The organism is Pseudophaeobacter flagellatus (assembly GCF_021228235.1).
Taxonomy (GTDB): Bacteria; Pseudomonadota; Alphaproteobacteria; order Rhodobacterales; family Rhodobacteraceae; genus Pseudophaeobacter; species Pseudophaeobacter flagellatus.
In genome coordinates this window covers 71,742-89,953 of sequence record NZ_JAJQRG010000005.1, presented here as the reverse complement: position 1 = coordinate 89,953, position 18,212 = coordinate 71,742, and the positions used below count along the sequence as shown (strand labels likewise).

Here is an 18,212-nt window from a genome sequence, read left to right as displayed (position 1 = left end):
AATGGATTTCATGTGAGTGTTGGGTCGTCCGCGCCGGGATGTGGCGGCCAAAACGCCCGCCTGTTGCCCAGTGTCATAGCCGCGCCCAGCCTGCGGCGCTGTCACTTTTTCGTGTCTCATTTGATACGCATCTTTTCAGGGTTAAATGTCATCACGATGTCGCGCCAGTGGTCATATTTATCGCCCGGTAATTGAAAGCCAGCAGCGCCACAGCGGATGATCGCCCGCCGCGCCGTCTCATAGGCCTGCTGTGCCGCGCCGCTGGATCCACCGGTGCTGGATACCATGCGAATGGTTCCAGCCCTTGGACGGCCATCTCGCTCCAGCGAAACCGCAACCTCAACAGTGGTTTTCAGCGCTTCAGAAGACAGCGAGCCGACATTCCAACACTTGGAGACCGACACCCGCAGGACCTCTTTTTCACCCGGTGTCAGCGGCGGGCCAGAAGGTTCAGGCGCCGCCACCTCGCCGCCGCCTGCAATGGCCGCCGCAAGCGCATCCTCAATAGCTGAAGACTGCGCATCTTCTTCCGGCGCCTCTGGTGTGGTTTCAGCCACCTCTGTTGCGGGCTCTTGCGCGGGCGCGGGCCTGCGGGGGCGCGTTTTTGGCCGTACCGAGGTCACAGGAGCAGTCACCGGCGGCGCGGGGTCAGCCTCGTCGTTCTCGTTTGCTTCGGTGACGATACGATCGCTGGCCGCCTCGGGCGCAGTGGCCTCTTGCACCTCTTGCGCGCTTTCAGCGCCCGCATCAGGGCTCACTTCCGGTTGCACCAGATCATCCAGCGCCACCTCTGGCTCCGGCGCCTCCACCGGGACCGGGGCGACACGATCCGCCGGGCGGAGCGCTTCAGGCTCTGTTGTGTCCAGCAGCGGCGACAGCGGCTCTGCCGTTTCTGGCGGCACCAACGGATCGGGAAGGCTATCGCTCACCTCTGGCTCCGGTTCGGGCTGGGGCTCGGCAGGAACCGGGGCTTCAGCTTCGGGGATAGCGGGGCTTTCGGGGGGCGTCACATCGGGGCGATCCGCCGGGCGCATTGGCACCTCCGGCGGCTCTGGAGTGGGGTCTGGCGCGGCCAGGCTGCTCGGCGTTTCGATCACATCGGGGGCCTGGGTTTGCTGGCTCAACTTGGCAAATTCCGCCTCAGAGATCACCGCAACCTCCTGCACCTTGATAGGCAGGGGTTCCGACGAAAACCAGCCGCCCAGGGCTGCCCAGCTCACCAGAAAGCCATGCGCTGCAAGAGAAATTTTGGTTCCGGTCTGCACGCTGCGTGCCCCCGCCTATTCCGTCGCGCCGGCTGAGACACCATCCGTGGTGCCACCGTCCAACGCAGGGCCCGCCGTATCCGTGACCAGTCCGACATTGGCAAAGCCCCCGGCGTTCAGCGCCCCCATGACCTGCATCACCTCGCGGTAGGAAATCCCCCCATCTGCACGCAGATAGACCCGATCAGAGCTCCGCTCTGCCGCGATGGCGCGCAGTTTGCCCACCAGCTCTTCGCGTGCCACTGGCGTCGTCTGGATCTGGATTTCGCCACCGGCGATCATGGTGATGGTCAAGGGCTCTTCCTGTTCACTTGGCAGAGCACCAGCGGCGGTTTTGGGCAGATCAACCGGTACGCCAACCGTGGTCAGCGGTGCCGCCACCATAAAGATGATCAGCAAGACCAGCATGACGTCCACAAAGGGCGTCACATTGATTTCACCCATCGGCTTGGCCCGGTTGCGACGTCGCCCACGACGGCGCCCACCAGCGGAAGACTGTTGTACAGCAGCGCCCATAGATCAGGAATCCAACTGTCGGCTGAGGATAGTGGCAAATTCATCGGCAAAGGCTTCATAGCCGCCAAGGATGCGATCGCTATCGGCGCTCAGCTTGTTATAAAACACCACTGCCGGAATCGCCGCCAGCAGCCCCAGCCCGGTAGCCAAAAGCGCCTCGGCAATGCCGGGGGCAACCACCGCCAGATTGGTGCTTTGCTGCTGCGCAATCTCGATAAAGGCGGTCATGATACCCCAGACGGTCCCAAACAGCCCGACAAAGGGCGCGGTTGATCCCACGGTTGCCAGCACCGACAGCCCGCTTTGCAAATCTTCGGTCTCTTTGGCAATTGCCACATCCATAGAGCGGTCAATCCGCGCCTGCGCTCCGGGAATAAGGCCGCCATCACTGCGATGACTGCGCCGCCATTCGGTCATGCCTGCCGCAAAAATACGTTCTGAATGACCAGAGGGATCCGGACCCAATTGTTCGAACAACCCGTCCAGCGGCTCTCCGGACCAGAACGCTTGATCAAACAGGGCAGCCTGCCGACGGGCACGACGATAGTTGATCTGCTTTTGAATAATGATACCCCAGGACCAGATCGAAGCCCCGGTCAGCAACAACATCACCAGTTTCACGGTAAGGGTGGCCCGCGCGAAAAGACCCCACATAGAGAAATCAATCTCTTGCGCCAACGCCAGAGTTTCTGCTTCCATTTGCCTGCTCTATCTCTGCCGGATCGCTCCGGTCTTACTCGTTATCGCCCTACTGCCCCCATAAGGGAAAGCACAGCGCCTTCAGCCCCGAGCCGTCTGTTGCGGCTTTCATTGCGGCGAGGCTAGCTCAGTTTCATGCCAAAAGCCAAGCAAACAACGCGCCAAGCGCCGGAATGTTACAGCAATGCGCGAATCTCTGCCGGAAGCCGGGTGGGCCGTCCTGTGTCAGAGGCAACACAAACGGCGGTGACAGTGGCGCGAAACAGCGCGGTCTCCCCCCGTTTGACGAGTTGCGCCATGGTCAGTCGCGCGCGCGAAAGGTTGCGCACCTCGGTCTCGATGGAAAGCAGGTCATCGTATTTGGCCGGGGCCAGATAATCCGCCTCGATCCGTTGCACGACCCAGATCACCCCGGCGTCACGCATTGCGTTCTGGTCGTTGCCCAGACCACGCACCCAATCGCTGCGGGCGCGTTCAATAAAGCGCAGATAGTTGGCGTGATAGACAATGCCACCCATGTCAGTGTCTTCGTAATATACCCGAACCGGGAAGATATGCGGCATCAGAAAGCATCCTGTTTCGTCGCGCCACCCTAGAATCTGCCGCCCGGCCCCGCAAGCCCGGCCCTGATCAGGCGCGGATCACTGCTCGGGCCCGACCTGTGGCCCCGCCTGCCCCTGCAGCCGCGCAAACAGCCGCAGCGCATGCGAGGCATCATTGGCGCTGGGGGGCATCATGCGATCATAGCCCGCCGCAATGATGGCGGCAATTTCAGGGCGCAGAATGGTGGCGCCGGTTTCTGGCAGGATCGCCAGCGGCGAGGTCTGGGCAAAGGCCTGATCCGCCCACAGCAGGATGATTTGTGCCGCTTGGCTCAGCGCCAGGGTTTCGGCAGGCAGTTCCGCCATGGCACCCTGCATCCGCAAAAAGACAAAGCTGGCCTGGATTGCCCCTGTGTCATCAAATCGAAAGGCACGGTACTGGCTGGCATCCGCCGCCAGCAGCCGCGCCACCAGCGGCGCAAGATCCGGGATCAGGCGATCCAGATCCGGCACATCCAACAGCTCATCCCAATTGCGGAAGAAAAAGAACATAAGATTGGATCCCAGCTCAGGATCGGTCTCTGCCATGGGCTGTCCTGCCAGGGTCGCAACGGCTTCAATCGCCCCCTTCACCACCTTCAGGGTTTCATCCTGCACGCCAAAGACAATTGGCGCAATCGGCCGCCCCCAGCGGGCAAACCCGTAAGAGCCATCGCTGCGGGTGAACAGGGCTTGGATTTCTTCCGGCGTCAGATCCAGGGACATGCAAGGGCTCCATCAAGGCTGAAACATCGTAATGCGGGCTTATGCCTGCTGCAGCGCCAAACGACAAGGCGGTGCCCCTCCCCTCCGACCGAGTTAGGTAACGGATCCGGCCAGCCAGCAGCGATATGGCTGCTGGTGAGAGTCGCTTAGCCGAACAAATCCGTTGCCCGCTGCGGCGGGGCAATGCCAAGATGCGTCCAGGCCTTTTGCGCCAGCATCCGCCCGCGTGGCGTGCGCTGGATCAACCCCTGTTGCAGCAGATAGGGCTCGATTACATCTTCCAGCGAATCCCGGCTTTCGCTCAAGGCGGCTGACAGGGTTTCAATCCCCACCGGCCCGCCGCTGTAGTTTTCCGCAATAAGCCGCAGATAGCGCCGATCCGCGCCATCAAGCCCCAGCTTATCCACACCAAGCCGGGTCAACGCCCCATCGGCGAGATCTCGGGTGATATGACCGTCGCCCTCCACAACCGCAAAGTCCACCACGCGGCGCAAGAGCCGCCCGGCGATCCTTGGTGTGCCGCGGGCGCGCCGCGCGATCTCACGGGCGCCATCGTCATCAGCTGGAGTGCCGAGCTTGCGGGCATTACGCCGTACGATCTCAAACAACTCCTCCACCGTGTAGAACTGCAGCCGGGTTGGAATGCCAAACCGGTCGCGCAGCGGTGTAGTCAGTAGCCCCATGCGCGTCGTTGCCCCCACCAGGGTAAAAGGCTGCAGTTCAATGCGCACGGTGCGCGCGGCGGGCCCTTCACCAATCACCAGATCCAGTTCAAAATCCTCTAGCGCCGGATAGAGGATTTCCTCGACCACTGGATTCAGTCGGTGGATTTCGTCAATGAACAAGACGTCGCGCGCTTCCAGATTGGTCAGGATCGCCGCCAGATCCCCTGCCTTGGCCAAGACGGGCCCCGAGGTCATGCGGAAGTTCACCCCCAACTCGCGTGCCACGATCTGCGCCAGCGTGGTCTTACCCAGACCGGGCGGCCCATGAAACAGCGTATGATCCATTGCCTCGCCGCGCCGACGCGCACTTTCGATAAAGATCCGCAGGTTGGCGCGGGCCTCGGCCTGGCCGATGAATTCGCTCAACCCCTGCGGGCGCAGGGCGCGATCCCCCTCCCCCAAGCTATCTTCAGGTATCGGCTCGGGGCGCAGGGTCGGGTCTGCATCGATCATGGCAGCTGCCTCTCGCGGCTTTGCAATTCTTGACGGTCGGCGGGCGCGGTTGGATCAGGCATCGCCGCACTCATCCCTTTGGCGCCAAGAGCCGCAGGGCGGCGCGGATCAGCGCGGCCTCATCCGCCTCCGGGCTCTCGCCTGCGGCAGAGGCCACGGCAGAGGCCGCATCGGCAGGGCTGTAGCCCAGATTGCCAAGCGCCGAGAGCGCCCCAGCCGAAGCAGCTGCCGCGCCGCTGGGCTGCTTGGCGACTGATTTACGCCCGGTCTTCTTGGCCGGGGTCGGATCTGCCGGTTCAACCACCGCGTCAAGATCCATGCCTTCCATCGCCTCGGGCAAGGTGCCGCCCAGGGCCATGACGCCGGGGGCCTTGTCTTTCAAATCCAGCACGATGCGCTGCGCGGTCTTGGGACCAACCCCCTTGGCCGCCTTGACGCTGCCCCAGTCGCCCAGAGCAATCGCCCGACCAACCCCATCCGGCCCCAGGGTGCCCAGGATCGCCAGCGACACCTTGGCCCCAACCCCCTGCACCGAGGTCAGCAGGCGGTGCCATTCTTTCTCCACCAGGGAGGTGAAGCCAAACAGTTGCATCAGGTCTTCGCGCACCACCAGGTCAGTATAGAGCGCAACAGGTTCGCCAACACCGGGCAGCTGCATCAGCGTACGTTCCGAGCAATAGACCAGATAGCCTACCCCGCGCACATCAATCAGCACATGATCCGTGGCGCGATACTCCAATCGTCCTGTCAGCTTGCCAATCATGCCCGTGCCTCCTTGAGCTGCCTTTGCTGGGTGCCCCCGTAATAGGCGTGACAGATGGCAATCGCCAGCGCATCTGCGGCATCGGCCCCTTTTGGGTCGCTGCCCGGCAGCTGCAGCTTGACCATATGGATCACTTGCTCCTTGCTGGCGTGCCCCACCCCGACAACCGTCTTTTTGACCCGGTTGGGCGCATATTCACCCGTTGGCAGCCCGGCCTTGGCCAGAGTCAACAGCGCAACGCCGCGTGCCTGGCCCAGTTTCAGCGTCGCCACCCCGTCCTTGTTGACAAAGGTCTGTTCGATCGCCGCCTGGTCTGGCTGATAGGTCGCTATGACCTCGGTGACCTGATTATGCAGCGACAAAAGGCGTTCGCCCAGATCATCACCATCCGAAGTGCAAACACCGTTGGCGATATGGCTCAACCGGCTGCCCTGTGATTCGATCACACCCCAGCCAAGGTTACGAAGCCCCGGATCAATTCCCAAAATGCGCATGTGCTGCCCGGCCTTTGCCTGAGTGTTTGAATTATTTTTCCATCAAATAGCACAAAACGCGAACATGTCCAATTGCTTTCCCAGGGCGCCCGCATTGGGAAAAGGCCGGAATCCTATTCCAAAACCGACTCTTTGCAGCGGGTGTCGCGACATTTTTTGACGCCCTGTTAACAAGGGAAAAACTGCCTCATTTTGTCATGTTCAAGATATGCATTTTGCACATGGAACACATGCAAATTTCGCTCTTGCCTGGCGGAAAAATCGCCTCTAGAGCCGGAATCCGTACGAAGACAATGCTGGGCATCGCCAGCGCAGAAACACGTTCACTCAAATAAAAAAGGATGAGGATATGGCTGCATTTGACACCACCCGCACCACCTATGGCTCCACCGGCCTGTTTGGCCGTATCGGCACATATTTTGTCGCGGCAGCCGCCGCCGTAATGTCCTGGAGTGACGCCCGCACGGCCAAAAAGACGCTTGGATCATTGACCGACCGCGAATTGGCAGACATCGGTCTGTGCCGCGGCGACATCGAAGATATCGCGGCAGGCAAGCCAGTCTTTTAAGGCCGCCACCTTACAGATCAAACCCAGACAAGAGCGGTCCCATTTACGGGTGACCCGCCGCATACCGGGCAAACCAAAACCGCCGCGCGCCAAACAGGCCGCGGCGGTTTCTATATGCGAAGCGGGCGTCAAACCGGATCAGCGCAAACGCAGCCCTGTCTGAATACCGTCCCTATTATCATTCACGTGCTGCAGTCCCTCCGCGCTGTCAGACTGGCACCCGCAAACTGGCCGCCGCAGACTGCAATCCTGGCAAACTGGTAAATTGATGGTTTCGCAGCTCTCCCCCGGCGTTATTGCAAAGCGGGATGAGAACTGGCAGATGTTAGCGCAGGATGGGGCCTATTTTATGCGCCCCCCAAGTCGAAACCGGATCCGCCTGCATCAACACCGCGCCCAGCTTTTCGATCATGGCACCAGAGGCCAATTTATTCACCCGTTCATCATAGCTGGCAAATCCGACAGCCGCCATCAGGAAGGCCTTGAAGATCAGAAAACCGGTCAATATCAACAGGAAAACACGGCCAGAGACCCGCGAACGGAGCCTGCGTGGCTCCACAATGATAAGCCCGTCCGATTGAACGCGCGCTGTATAGCCCCGTGAAAAAGCAGCATGTTTGGTCTGCAAACGGGCCACACGGCCGTGAAACTCTTTATGTTGAACAGTCATAAACTTGCCCCGAACTGGCCCCCACCAGCGGATGAAAGTTTATAGAACTGAATTGAGGCGATTCCAAGGCAGTTGCCTAAAATCTAACTCAATCCTTCGTAAAATTAGACGCTTCTCTGCAATAGCAGGGTGGTCCATTCACCAATCACGTCGCGATGCACAAGATTGGTTCCATTTTCGGCATAAGCGGCAATCACACTTTCGGCCTGTTCGTTCAGAATCCCCGAAAGAATGGCGTATCCGCCTGGCCGCAGATTGCCACAGAGATCCGGCGACAGGGCCACCAGCGGACCTTTCAGGATATTGGCAAAGATCAGATCATAGGGGGCCGCCGCCTTCAGGCCCGGATGGTCAAAGCCGGCAGCTTCCAGGCAGGTGACAGCTCCGGCCATGCCATTCGCCTTGAGATTGGCCTCGGCCACCTCTACGGCGACCTCGTCGATATCACTGGCGATGAACTCTCCCTGCCAGACCCGTGCGGCGGCCATAGCCAGAACGGCGGTGCCGCAACCAATATCCGCCACCTTGGCACCGGTAAAGCCCTCTTCAATCAGGTAATCCAACGCCTTGAGACAGCCCAGCGTGGTGCCATGGTGGCCAGTACCGAAGGCCATTGCCGCCTCGATCAACAGTGGGATGCGCCCCTCGGGCACGGTTTCGGCATCATGGCTGCCATAGACATAAAACCGCCCGGCTTCGACAGGGGCAAGTTCGCGGCGCACATGCGCAACCCAATCGGTTTCCGGCAGCTCTGACACGGCAAATTCCTTGGCACCATGCATGCTCGCCAGCAGGGCAAGGCCAGCCTGGTCGGGGGTTTCGGTGAAATAGCCGCCGACTTCCCACAGGCCAGAGCCATCTTCCATTTCAAAAACGCCAACACCTGTGGGTTCGGGGATCAGATGTTCCATCGCCGCGCCTAGGGCTTCCGCCTGAGGTTTTCCAGGTAGGGTGGTCAAAGCGGTAAAGGTCGGCATATCGGATCTCCATCAGGGCTGCCAAGCGCCTAGGCCCAAGCTTTGGCAGGGTCAAGACCAAAGCTCTTTCAAAGCCTATGACGCCCGTTCCCGGCTTGGCCTTATTCTGCAGCTGCAGCCAGGCGGAACTTGGTAAAGATCGTCTCATTTCCCGGGCTGGGGTGACGCGGGATCAGGCAGGACAGGCCCAGCGACAGCAGCGCCATAAGGGCCGCCAGCACAAAGACCAGCGCCGGCGACACCACCCACAACAACCCCAGCAGAACCGGCAGAAACACCGCAGCAATATGGTTGATGGTAAAGGCCACCGCCGCCGTTGGCGCAATATCCGCCGGATCGGCGATTTTCTGGAAATAGGTCTTGAGCGCCAGCGCCAGGGCAAACAGCACATGATCCACCACATAGAGGCAGGCCGCCAGCAGTACCCCCCAGCCAAACCAGTAGATCCCGCCATAAAGGGCAAAGACCAGGGTCAGCCCGGTATATTCGATGACCAATGTCCGGCGTTCGCCAAAATAGGCAACAAAGCGCCCCAAAAGCGGTGCCACCAGAATATTGATCACCAGATTGATCAGAAACAGGCCTGTGACCTCATGCACATCAAAGCCAAAGCGTTCAACCATCATGAAGCCGGCGAAAACGACAAAGATCTGACGTCGCGCCCCCGCCATGAATTGCAGCAGGTAGTAGAGCCAATACCGCCGCCGCAGGATCAACTTCTTGTTCTGTGGCGTGGGTGAATCGAACTGCGGATAAACCAGCAGGCACAGCAGAGCAATCACTGTGGTCACACCGCCCGCAGTCATGAAGACCAGATTATAGCTTAGATCGAATGTCTCCCACAGCAGCACGATCAGCCCATAGACCACCAGCGTCGAGGCAGACCCGGTGGCGATAAGCCAGCCAAGCATCTGTGGGGCACGGTCCTTTGGCAGCCATTGCAGTTGCAGTGACTGATTTACCGTCTCGTAGTAATGAAACCCGATTGAGCTCAGCAAGGTGATCATCAAGATCCCCCCGAGCGAGGGAAACCAGCCTGTCAGCATGGTGGCAATGCCCAACATTACCAATGAAATCAGACCCAGCACCTGCTCGCGTACAAACAGAATGATGGCGATGACCCCCACCGCCAAAAAGCCGGGGATTTCGCGTACCGTATGCAACAGGCCAATATCGGCTCCGTCAAACTGTGCCACCTCGATGACAAAGTTGTTGAGCAAAGCAAACCAGCCATTGAAGGCAATAGGCATGCAGATCGCCATCACAAACAGCAATGTGGTCGGGCGACGCCATAGCGGCAGATCATGGGCCGCTTCCAGGGAAAGAGGTTTCATCATAGACGCGGTTTACGCCTCTTTCTGACCCAGCGCGAGTGCAAAGACATCGCGCACATAGATCGCTGCATCCACGCACAGCAGGCGGAACGAGCCACCGCCCAGCCCCTGCCTGCAAGCTGATCTGCATCAAAGTTGCAGGCATCAACTTCACGTATATGATTTATTGAATTTTACTGGAAAGGGCCAAGGCATGGATTTGCTTCTGCTCATAGAGACCCTGGCTGATCGCCTGGGCGAAGCGTCCCTGGCGGCGCTCTTTGGTCTGGCGACCGGCGTCACCTTTGGCATTGCGGCCCAGCGCTCTCGGTTTTGCCTGCGTGCTGCCACGGTGGAATTTGCCCGCGGCCAGCTGGGAGATCGGATGGCGGTCTGGTTGCTTACCTTTTCCACCGCCGTGGTCTGGGTGCAAATGGCCGAACTGTCGGGCCTGATGCACAGGGCAGACGCCCGAATGATGGCAGTACCGGGCAGTTGGTCTGGTGCCATCTTGGGCGGGCTGATCTTTGGCGTTGGCATGGTGCTGGCGCGGGGCTGTTCGGGTCGGCTGCTGGTGTTGGCCGCAACTGGCAATCTGCGCTCTGTTGTTTCTGGCCTGATCTTTGCCGTGGTGGCCCAGATGAGCCTCTCTGGCATGTTGTCCCCACTGCGCGACACACTTGCCCAGCTCTGGGTTACCACGGGCGGGCGCAATATGGATTTGCTGGTGGAATTTGGCCTGCCCGACTGGGGCGGTCTGGCGCTTGGGCTGGCCATCGCAGCTATTGCGCTGGCACTGTCGCGGCACAATCAGATTAGCGCGGTGCGGCTGGTCTTTGCTTCAGGCGTCGGCTTTGCCGTGGCACTGGGCTGGGTACTGACCTATGGGTTGAGCCAGGTTGCCTTTGATCCAGTGCAGATCGAAAGCGCCACCTTCACCGGGCCCTCGGCGCATACGCTGATGTTTTTTCTCGACCGCAATGCCATTCTGGACTTTGACATCGGCCTGGTGCCTGGCGTCTTTATCGGCGCGATGCTGGCGGCCTGGTCTGCGGGCGAGATGAAACTGCAGGCCTTTGACGATACCGCAACCATGCGCAAGGCGATGATTGGCGCGGTGCTGATGGGGTTTGGTGGTATGCTGGCAGGCGGCTGCGCCATTGGCGCCGGGGTGACCGGCGGGTCAATCTTTGTCGGCACCGCTTGGCTGGCGCTTTTCTTCATGTGGGTCGGCGCCATGGCGACGGATTTATTGGTCGATCAGCGCGGGGCTCAACTAGCCACCTGATCACCTATCTGGATTGCAGATAGGCGAAACGCTCTGCCAGCAATCCAGAAATCTTCCTGGCCTCCCCACGTTCCAGTTCCAGGCCAAACCCCAAGGTAAGATTGCCATAATCGAACTTAACGCTGCCGTGCCTAAAACCAGAGAGGATCCAAGGCGGCTGTGATCTGCCAAAAGACGTCGATGGGGCCTCATCTACCGCCCGCAGATCTGTGATGTAGTCTGCTTTACAGCTCCTGCTGCGCTGAAAGACACCAATCTTGCGCGCAATCTGGATACCCTGAGAAGTCACTGTCACAACCTCCTTTCCGGCCAACATCCAAGCAACGAAACTTATCGCAAACATGCCACCCACGGTCCATGCGCAAAGCCAGAAAATCAAGAACAGCCCTCCAGATCCAGCCGCGCCCGACGCTAAGGTGGTAAAGGCCGCGATCCAGCCAAAGGCCCAGCCGCAAAGCCAGAATGACAAAAACAGCGCTATTAGGATTCTCCGCGTGGCCGGCACCACAATGCGCAGGCCTTCCGGTGTCTCATAGACGGTAGCTCTGCTCATGTTGGGATCGAGGAAATCTTGTTTCATCAGAGGGCCTAAATACCTTTCTTAGACGGGAATTCACACTTCATCCACGCGTTAAACAAGAGCCAACCGCTGTCGTCAACGCGCGAAAATGGGAAGTTCAGAAGAAATTCTGAGGGTCGATATCAATGCTCAGCCGCAGATCGCCCTTCATGCGAAAGGGCCGGGTCCAGCGGGTCAGGGCCGCCTGCAGCGGCACCCCCTTGGCTGCCTTGACCAGCAGCCGCACCCGGTGACGCCCACGCACCCTGGCGATCGGCGCTGGCGCCGGGCCAAACAGCTGGGCACCAACCTGACGCAGCGGGCCGTCGTTGCGGGCCAGCGCATTGCCCAGATCAAACACCTGCGCCAGATCCGTTCCCGACAGGATAATCCCCGCCATCCGCCCATAGGGCGGCACCCCGGCTTCGCGGCGCTGTGCAGCCTCTGCCGCCCAAAAGGCCTCTTCGTCGCCACTCAGGATGGCGCGAATGACCGGATGCTCCGGCTGAAAGGTCTGCAATAGGGCCTCTCCGGGACGTTCCGCCCGCCCGGCCCGACCCGCCACCTGACGCATCAGTTGAAAGGTGCGCTCTCCGGCCCGCAAGTCAGATCCCTGCAGTCCGAGATCAGCGTCAATCACCCCCACAAGGGTCAGCAGCGGAAAGTTATGCCCCTTGGCCACCAGCTGGGTGCCCAGAATGATATCGGCCTCTCCGGCGGCAATTTCTTCGATCCGTGCCTTCAGCGCCCGGGCTGATCCAAAAAGATCAGAACTCAGCACCGCGATGCGCGCCTCAGGAAACAGCGCCGCGGCCTCTTCTCCCAGACGTTCGATCCCCGGCCCAACAGGCGCCATCTTACCCTCCACCTGACAGGAAGGGCATATTTCGGGGATCGGCTTCGTCTCGCCGCACTGATGGCACATCAACCGCTTCATAAAGCGATGCTCCACCATGCGCGCATCACAATTGTCACAGGCCACCTGCGCCCCACAGGCCCGGCAGATGGTCAGTGGCGCAAATCCACGCCGATTGAGGAACAGCAGCGATTGTTCGCCCCGGCTGATCCGATCCTGCATGGCCGATTTCAACCGTGGCGAGATCCAGGTTGCAGGGGCAAGATCCTCGTCGCGCATATCCACCGCCCGCATGACCGGCAAAACGGCAACGCCAAAGCGCGCGGTCAGATCAACGCGCTGGTATTTGCCCGCCTCGGCATTGGCCCAAGTCTCCAGACTGGGCGTGGCAGAGGCCAGAACCACCTGCGCCGAACACATGGCCGCCCGCAGCACCGCCATGTCGCGGGCATTATACAAAACGCCCTCTTCCTGTTTATAGGCCGTATCGTGTTCTTCATCGACAATGATCAGCCCCAGATCGCGAAATGGCAGAAACAACGCCGACCGCGCACCGATCACCAGCTGCGCATTTCCCTGCCCCAGCATTCGCCAGACCCGGCGGCGCTCTGTCATGGTGGCACCCGAATGCCACTCGGCGGGGGTGGCGCCAAACCGCGCCTCAACCCGTTTCAGAAACTCCGCCGTCAGGGCGATTTCAGGCAAGAGCACCAGCGCCTGGCGCCCTTGGCGCAGACAGGCGGCCACCGCCTCCAGATAGACCTCGGTCTTGCCCGATCCCGTCACCCCCTTCAGCAAGGTGGTACCATAGGTGCCGCTTTCGACCCCCGCCGCCAGGGTTGCCGCCGCACTGGCCTGATCCTCTGTCAGCACTTTGCCGGGGCGTGCGGGGTCCAATCCCGGATAGGGTAAATCACGCGGGGTCTCTTCCTCGCCCAGGGTCCCCTGGGTCACCAGCCCCTTGACCACCGAAGGCGTCACCCCAGCCATGTCGGCCAGCTCTTTCGGGGTAAAGGCCATGGTGGCAAACTCATCCATCACCGCCAGCACTTTGCCACGGGCAGGAGTCATCCGGTCGGGTTTCTTATCGCCGAGACGCAGCACCCGGCGCATCGACGGCGGATCCGCGAGCCCCGGGGCTCGCGTGGCCAGCCGCAGCATCGCCGACATCGGCGTCAGGGTGTATTCGGCGGCCTTGCCCAGGAACTGGCGCATCTCTTCGCGCATCGGTGCCACATCCAGCACCCGATTGACCTGCCGCAGCTTGGCCGAATCAAACTCACCGTCCCCCGCGCCCCAGATGACTCCCAGAACTTTGCGCGGCCCCAGCGGCACCTCGACAAAGGCACCCCGAAAACAGCCCCCCTCGGGAGCGCGATAATCCAACAAGCGATCAAGAGGTTGCGCGGTCAAAACCGCCACCCTGTCGCCATGATGGAAAAAATCCTGCGCGCTCACCTGTGCTGCCTCCAAACCTCGGGGCTTTTTAATGCCTGCGCCATGCGCTAAAGGCTAGCGCAATCAAGGCCAAACTTTCCCAAAAGGATCCCTGCCGATGAAATTCTTTGTAGATACCGCCGAAATCGACGCCATCGCCGAGCTGAACGACCTTGGAATGGTAGACGGTGTGACCACCAACCCCTCGCTGATCAAAAAATCCGGTCGCGACATCATTGAGGTCACCAAAGAGATCTGCGCCATGGTCACCGGCCCCGTCTCTGCCGAGGTAACCGCCACTGACGCCGAAACCATGATCGCCGAGGGCCGCAAACTGGTCGAAATCGCCGAAAACATCGCCGTCAAAGTGCCGCTGACATGGGATGGGTTGAAAGCCTGCAAAACCCTCTCTGCTGATGGCCATATGGTCAATGTGACGCTCTGCTTCTCCGCCAATCAGGCGCTGATTGCCGCAAAGGCCGGCGCCACCTTCATTTCACCCTTCATCGGCCGCCTCGACGACATCAACCTCGACGGCATGGAGCTGATCAACGATATCCGCCAGATCTATGACAACTACGGCTTCGATACCGAAATCCTTGCCGCGTCGATCCGCTCGGCCAATCATATCCTCGACAGCGCCCTGATCGGTGCCGATGTGATCACCGCCCCCCCCGCCGTGATCAAGTCCCTGGCCAACCACCCGCTGACCGACAAGGGCCTGGCCACTTTCCTGGATGACATCAAAGCCGCCGATATCAAAATCCTGTAAGGATATTCCGCATGCTCTCATCGGCATGAACCTGGTGATGGTGGCTCCAACAGATCGGGGCCACCACCGCGGGACGCAACAATCGCCGCATCCCACCGCAGCGCCCAGGCTGCGGCTCGTCAATCAAAGATATCCGCTGACACAGGTCATGGCTCTGCCAGCCCGGCTCGGCCAAGTATCGTTGCCAGCCAGGTAGCCACCAATTTCTGCTTTTTCGGGGTCAAGGGGCGCGCAAGCGCCCGCGCCCATGGCGCGGCTTGCCCTTGAGGCAGCAAAAGCCCTTTAAACTTGCAAAGGCGCGTTTAGGGGCAGTCCAGCCCCTAAACCGCTTCTCAGCCCCCTGTCTTTTACGCCGGGCAATGCCCGGCGCCCGGCCCAACCGGGGCAAGGGATCTTTGATCCAGCCGCCCTGGGCGGGAGCGCCCCCTCGTCGTGTCCCTCCCATAGAAAACCGCTCTGCCCTCTCCCAAGCGACACTCCGGCGCTACGCAGGGTCCTTCGGCCTTTTCCTGCCCGTAAGGATTTTTTAGCCACTTTGCCGCAAAGCCTGTGTTATACCCCAGGCCAAACGCCCAATAGAGGTTCAAGAATGAGCAGCCCTACCGCAAAACTCGCCCCCCCCCTGCGCGACGCAATCCTGGCTAAACCAGACGCCATCCTGGATGATCTGGGCGTGATGAATGCTCTGGTTACAGCCAATGAACGCGCCATGGGATCCAATATCGTTGACCTGCGTGGCATCGCGATGGAACGCATGGAGGCACGGCTGGATCGGCTGGAAGATACCCACCGTTCGGTGATTGCGGCGGCCTATGAAAACCTGGCCGGTACGAATCAGATCCACCGCGCCGTGTTGCGCCTTCTGGATCCTGTCGATTTCCCTGGATTTTTGCACACCCTCAACACCGACCTGGCAGAGATACTGCGGGTGGACTGCGTGGCGCTGGTGCTGGAAACGCATCAGGATGACGGCACCGCCGCGGCTGCGCGCATGGGAGAAGTGCTGAAAGTTGCCGCGCCCGGATTTATCAACTCCTACGCCGATACCGGGCGGGGTGATCCACAGCGCCCCGTTCTGCTGCGTCAATTGCAGGCTGGAACGGACACCGTGTTTGGCGCAAAGGCGCAGGATATCCGCTCAGAGGCCTGCCTGAGGCTGGACCTGGGCACCGGACGCCTGCCGGGCCTCTTGGTGCTGGGGTCCGCAGATCCCAACCAGTTCACCCCGCAGCATGGCACTGATCTTCTGACCTTTTTTGCCGGCGTATTTGAACGCAGCATGTGCCGATGGTTGTCCTGAACCCTGCAGCCTGGCTAGTGCACCACGGAAACACTGGCAACCACACATGACGGCTTCCATATGAAGGCCCCCGCATGAAGACGACAGACGCCGCACCTTCTCTGATTTCCCCCGCCAGCCGCGACGCCTTGCAGCTGTGGCTACAGGGGCTCAGCGCGCTTGAAGGGGCAGCGGCCAATACCATCAACGCCTATCAGGGGGATCTGACTGGGTTTCTCACCTTCATGACCACCCATAGCGGTGCGCGTCAGGGGCTTGGCGCATTGGCGCAGATCAGCACTTCGGATATGCGGGCCTGGATGGCGCAGGAGCGCAACAGCGGCACTGGCCCGCGCTCTTTGGCGCGCAAGCTTTCGGCGGTGAAGAGCTTCTATCGCTGGCTGGCCGAACGTGAAGGGTTTGAACCGACAGCCGTTCTGGCGGCACGCGCCCCCAAGTTTCAAAAGAAATTGCCGCGTCCCTTGGCCGAAGATGCCGCCCGCGCCGTCTTGGACACCGTCGAGATGCAGTCGAGCAAAAGCTGGGTGGCTGCGCGTGATGTGGCTGTGGTGACCCTGCTCTATGGCTGTGGCCTGCGCATCTCCGAAGCGCTGGCGCTGCCCGGCAGCGCGGCACCACTGCCAAACAGCCTGCGCATAGCAGGCAAGGGTGGCAAGGAACGACTGGTTCCGGTGATCGCAGCCGCCCGCAACGCCGTCGATCGGTATCTCGCCCTGTCGCCACATCCGCAAGAGAACGACAAACCGCTGTTTCGTGGCATGCGCGGCGGGCCGCTGAACCCCCGCCAGATCCAGACGGTGATGGCCCAAACCCGTGCCCAGTTGGGCTTACCGGCCACCGCCACGCCACATGCGCTGCGCCACAGCTTTGCCACCCACCTGCTGGAAGCGGGCGGCGATCTGCGCGCCATTCAAGAACTGCTGGGGCATTCTTCGCTGTCGACAACCCAGGCCTATACCGCCGTGGATACCGCCCATCTGATGGCGGTGTACAACCGTAGCCATCCCAAGGCGTGACCCGTCATCAGCGGCCTGTACTCCCCCCCTTGCCCCAAGCACCCCCTAAAATTTGAGCTAATATTCGCGCGGAACTGCATCTGCGGTTAATCCCTTCCCCCGTATCTAAAAGCACCCGATGCTCCAGAAAGGATGCCAAAAGATGACATTTGAAACGCTCTCGCTTCATCCTGCCCCAGCGGCGCCTTCGCCTGCGCCCTCGCAGATCCGCTTTCCCCAGATGCCGCACAAAAACCGCAGACCCGACCTACCGGCTCCAGGCACCAGCCGGGCAAGAATGGTGCTGCGGCAGGCACAGTTGAATGCAAAAAAACTGCTCCAGGCCCATGACGAATCGCCCGTTTGGTTGCACTGAAGCCTTGCAGCCGCGGATGAAATTCGCCATCACGGGGGCATGACACCACAGATCCGCGCCCTCTCCGTTCACCTTCTCACCGCAACAGGCGCTGTTTTTGCCATGCTGTCCATGCTGGCAGCCGTGGACGCCAAATGGAGCCTGATGTTCGTCTGGCTGGTGGTTGCCTTTGCAGTGGATGGTGTCGATGGCCCGCTGGCCCGCCACTACCAGGTGAAACGCTATGCGCCGCAGTTTGACGGCGTCTTGCTGGATCTGATCATCGACTACCTGACATATGTCTTTATTCCGGCCTTTGCCCTGTTCAAATCAGATTTGATGTCGGGCTGGACCGGTTGGTTTGCGATCATCGTCATCACCTTTGCCAGCGCAATGTATTTTGCCGATACCCGGATGAAGACCAAGGACAATTCCTTTTCCGGATTTCCCGGCTGCTGGAATATGCTCGTCCTGGTGATTTTTGCGCTAGAGCCAAATCACTGGACCATTCTGGTACTGGTAACGCTGCTGTCTATTGCCATGTTCCTACCCCTGAAATTCATTCATCCCGTCCGCACCGAGCGCTGGCGTCGCCTGTCGCTGCCGATCGCGCTGGCCTGGACCTTTTTTGCCGGCTGGGCCGCCTGGGTCGATTTCCATCCTGAAAGCTGGGCGCATTGGGGGCTGATTGTGACCTCAATCTATCTGGTCTTTGTCGGCATTGCCCAGCAGATCATCCCCGAAAAACGCTAGGCACCCGGCTCCGTAACGCGATCCCTGCGAAACAGCCTGCCCAGACCAAAGCCGCCCAGACCAGCCTAGGCCGACAGATCCCACTCTGTGATCAGCTCCGCGCGCTCTTTACCTGAGCCTGCGCCGGGCATGGCATTGGCTGTAAAG

General features: G+C 60.4%; 19 protein-coding genes. 6 read left to right on the top strand and 13 right to left on the bottom strand.

Annotation, left to right across the window (positions count from 1 at the left end; genetic code table 11):
- Positions 1-116: 116 nt before the first annotated feature.
- The 8 genes from LRK71_RS11240 to ruvC form a co-directional block, all read right to left on the bottom strand.
- Positions 117-1,265, bottom strand: coding sequence for an energy transducer TonB (locus tag LRK71_RS11240; RefSeq protein WP_232403631.1), 1,149 nt, complete (start codon positions 1,263-1,265; stop codon positions 117-119).
- A gap of 15 nt (positions 1,266-1,280) precedes the next feature.
- Positions 1,281-1,781: an ExbD/TolR family protein gene (locus LRK71_RS11235; protein ID WP_232403630.1), complete on the bottom strand. Its 501-nt coding sequence runs from the start codon at positions 1,779-1,781 to the stop codon at positions 1,281-1,283.
- A 3-nt stretch (positions 1,782-1,784) separates the two neighbouring features.
- Positions 1,785-2,480, bottom strand: a complete 696-nt coding sequence (gene tolQ / locus LRK71_RS11230) for a protein TolQ (protein WP_232403628.1) — start codon at positions 2,478-2,480, stop codon at positions 1,785-1,787.
- A gap of 176 nt (positions 2,481-2,656) precedes the next feature.
- Positions 2,657-3,043 carry a tol-pal system-associated acyl-CoA thioesterase gene (gene ybgC, locus LRK71_RS11225; RefSeq protein ID WP_232403627.1) on the bottom strand — a complete coding sequence of 129 codons (387 nt, stop codon included), beginning with the start codon at positions 3,041-3,043 and terminating at the stop codon, positions 2,657-2,659.
- A gap of 78 nt (positions 3,044-3,121) precedes the next feature.
- Positions 3,122-3,787: a hypothetical protein gene (locus LRK71_RS11220; protein ID WP_232403625.1), complete on the bottom strand. Its 666-nt coding sequence runs from the start codon at positions 3,785-3,787 to the stop codon at positions 3,122-3,124.
- A gap of 146 nt (positions 3,788-3,933) precedes the next feature.
- The gene (gene ruvB / locus LRK71_RS11215) at positions 3,934-4,965 is read right to left on the bottom strand and encodes a Holliday junction branch migration DNA helicase RuvB (protein ID WP_232403622.1); all 1,032 of its coding nucleotides are present in this window, start codon (positions 4,963-4,965) and stop codon (positions 3,934-3,936) included.
- Between the two features lie 70 nt (positions 4,966-5,035).
- Entirely contained in the window at positions 5,036-5,728 is a 693-nt protein-coding gene (gene ruvA / locus LRK71_RS11210) for a Holliday junction branch migration protein RuvA (RefSeq protein WP_232403621.1), read from the bottom strand.
- Positions 5,725-6,222 carry a crossover junction endodeoxyribonuclease RuvC gene (gene ruvC / locus LRK71_RS11205; RefSeq protein WP_232403618.1) on the bottom strand — a complete coding sequence of 166 codons (498 nt, stop codon included), beginning with the start codon at positions 6,220-6,222 and terminating at the stop codon, positions 5,725-5,727. Before ruvC ends, ruvA begins: the two co-directional genes overlap by 4 nt.
- A 349-nt stretch (positions 6,223-6,571) precedes the next feature.
- Between ruvC and LRK71_RS11200 the strand changes: the two genes are divergently transcribed.
- On the top strand, positions 6,572-6,790 hold the full coding sequence (locus LRK71_RS11200) for a DUF1127 domain-containing protein (protein WP_232403617.1): 219 nt from the start codon (positions 6,572-6,574) through the stop codon (positions 6,788-6,790).
- A 325-nt stretch (positions 6,791-7,115) separates the two neighbouring features.
- Here the strand turns inward: LRK71_RS11200 and LRK71_RS11195 are convergent, their stop codons facing one another.
- The 3 genes from LRK71_RS11195 to LRK71_RS11185 all read right to left on the bottom strand — a co-directional run bounded on the left by LRK71_RS11195 (position 7,116) and on the right by LRK71_RS11185 (position 9,774).
- Entirely contained in the window at positions 7,116-7,460 is a 345-nt protein-coding gene (locus tag LRK71_RS11195) for a hypothetical protein (protein ID WP_232403615.1), read from the bottom strand.
- Positions 7,461-7,564: 104 nt separating this feature from the next.
- Positions 7,565-8,437: a 50S ribosomal protein L11 methyltransferase gene (locus LRK71_RS11190; RefSeq protein ID WP_232403613.1), complete on the bottom strand. Its 873-nt coding sequence runs from the start codon at positions 8,435-8,437 to the stop codon at positions 7,565-7,567.
- Positions 8,438-8,538: 101 nt separating this feature from the next.
- The gene (locus LRK71_RS11185; protein ID WP_232403611.1) at positions 8,539-9,774 is read right to left on the bottom strand and encodes an MFS transporter; all 1,236 of its coding nucleotides are present in this window, start codon (positions 9,772-9,774) and stop codon (positions 8,539-8,541) included.
- 190 nt (positions 9,775-9,964) lie between these two features.
- Between LRK71_RS11185 and LRK71_RS11180 the strand changes: the two genes are divergently transcribed.
- Positions 9,965-11,038, top strand: a complete 1,074-nt coding sequence (locus tag LRK71_RS11180; protein ID WP_232403609.1) for a YeeE/YedE family protein — start codon at positions 9,965-9,967, stop codon at positions 11,036-11,038.
- A gap of 4 nt (positions 11,039-11,042) precedes the next feature.
- On the opposite strand, the gene LRK71_RS11175 is transcribed toward LRK71_RS11180, so the two are convergent.
- Together LRK71_RS11175 and LRK71_RS11170 are read right to left on the bottom strand one after the other, a co-directional pair.
- On the bottom strand, positions 11,043-11,618 hold the full coding sequence (locus LRK71_RS11175; RefSeq protein WP_027239326.1) for a hypothetical protein: 576 nt from the start codon (positions 11,616-11,618) through the stop codon (positions 11,043-11,045).
- Between the two features lie 97 nt (positions 11,619-11,715).
- Complete coding sequence (locus LRK71_RS11170) at positions 11,716-13,911, bottom strand: primosomal protein N' (RefSeq protein WP_232403607.1); 2,196 nt, start codon at positions 13,909-13,911, stop codon at positions 11,716-11,718.
- A gap of 97 nt (positions 13,912-14,008) precedes the next feature.
- Between LRK71_RS11170 and fsa the strand changes: the two genes are divergently transcribed.
- From fsa to LRK71_RS11150, 4 genes are all read left to right on the top strand, one after another.
- Positions 14,009-14,662 (top strand): fructose-6-phosphate aldolase, encoded by a 654-nt coding sequence (fsa, locus tag LRK71_RS11165; RefSeq protein ID WP_232403605.1) that lies wholly within the window; start codon positions 14,009-14,011, stop codon positions 14,660-14,662.
- 589 nt (positions 14,663-15,251) lie between these two features.
- On the top strand, positions 15,252-15,962 hold the full coding sequence (locus LRK71_RS11160) for a DUF484 family protein (protein ID WP_232403603.1): 711 nt from the start codon (positions 15,252-15,254) through the stop codon (positions 15,960-15,962).
- 74 nt (positions 15,963-16,036) lie between these two features.
- Positions 16,037-16,978 (top strand): tyrosine recombinase XerC, encoded by a 942-nt coding sequence (locus LRK71_RS11155; protein ID WP_232403601.1) that lies wholly within the window; start codon positions 16,037-16,039, stop codon positions 16,976-16,978.
- A 394-nt stretch (positions 16,979-17,372) separates the two neighbouring features.
- Entirely contained in the window at positions 17,373-18,065 is a 693-nt protein-coding gene (locus LRK71_RS11150; RefSeq protein WP_232403599.1) for a CDP-alcohol phosphatidyltransferase family protein, read from the top strand.
- Positions 18,066-18,212: the final 147 nt, after the last annotated feature.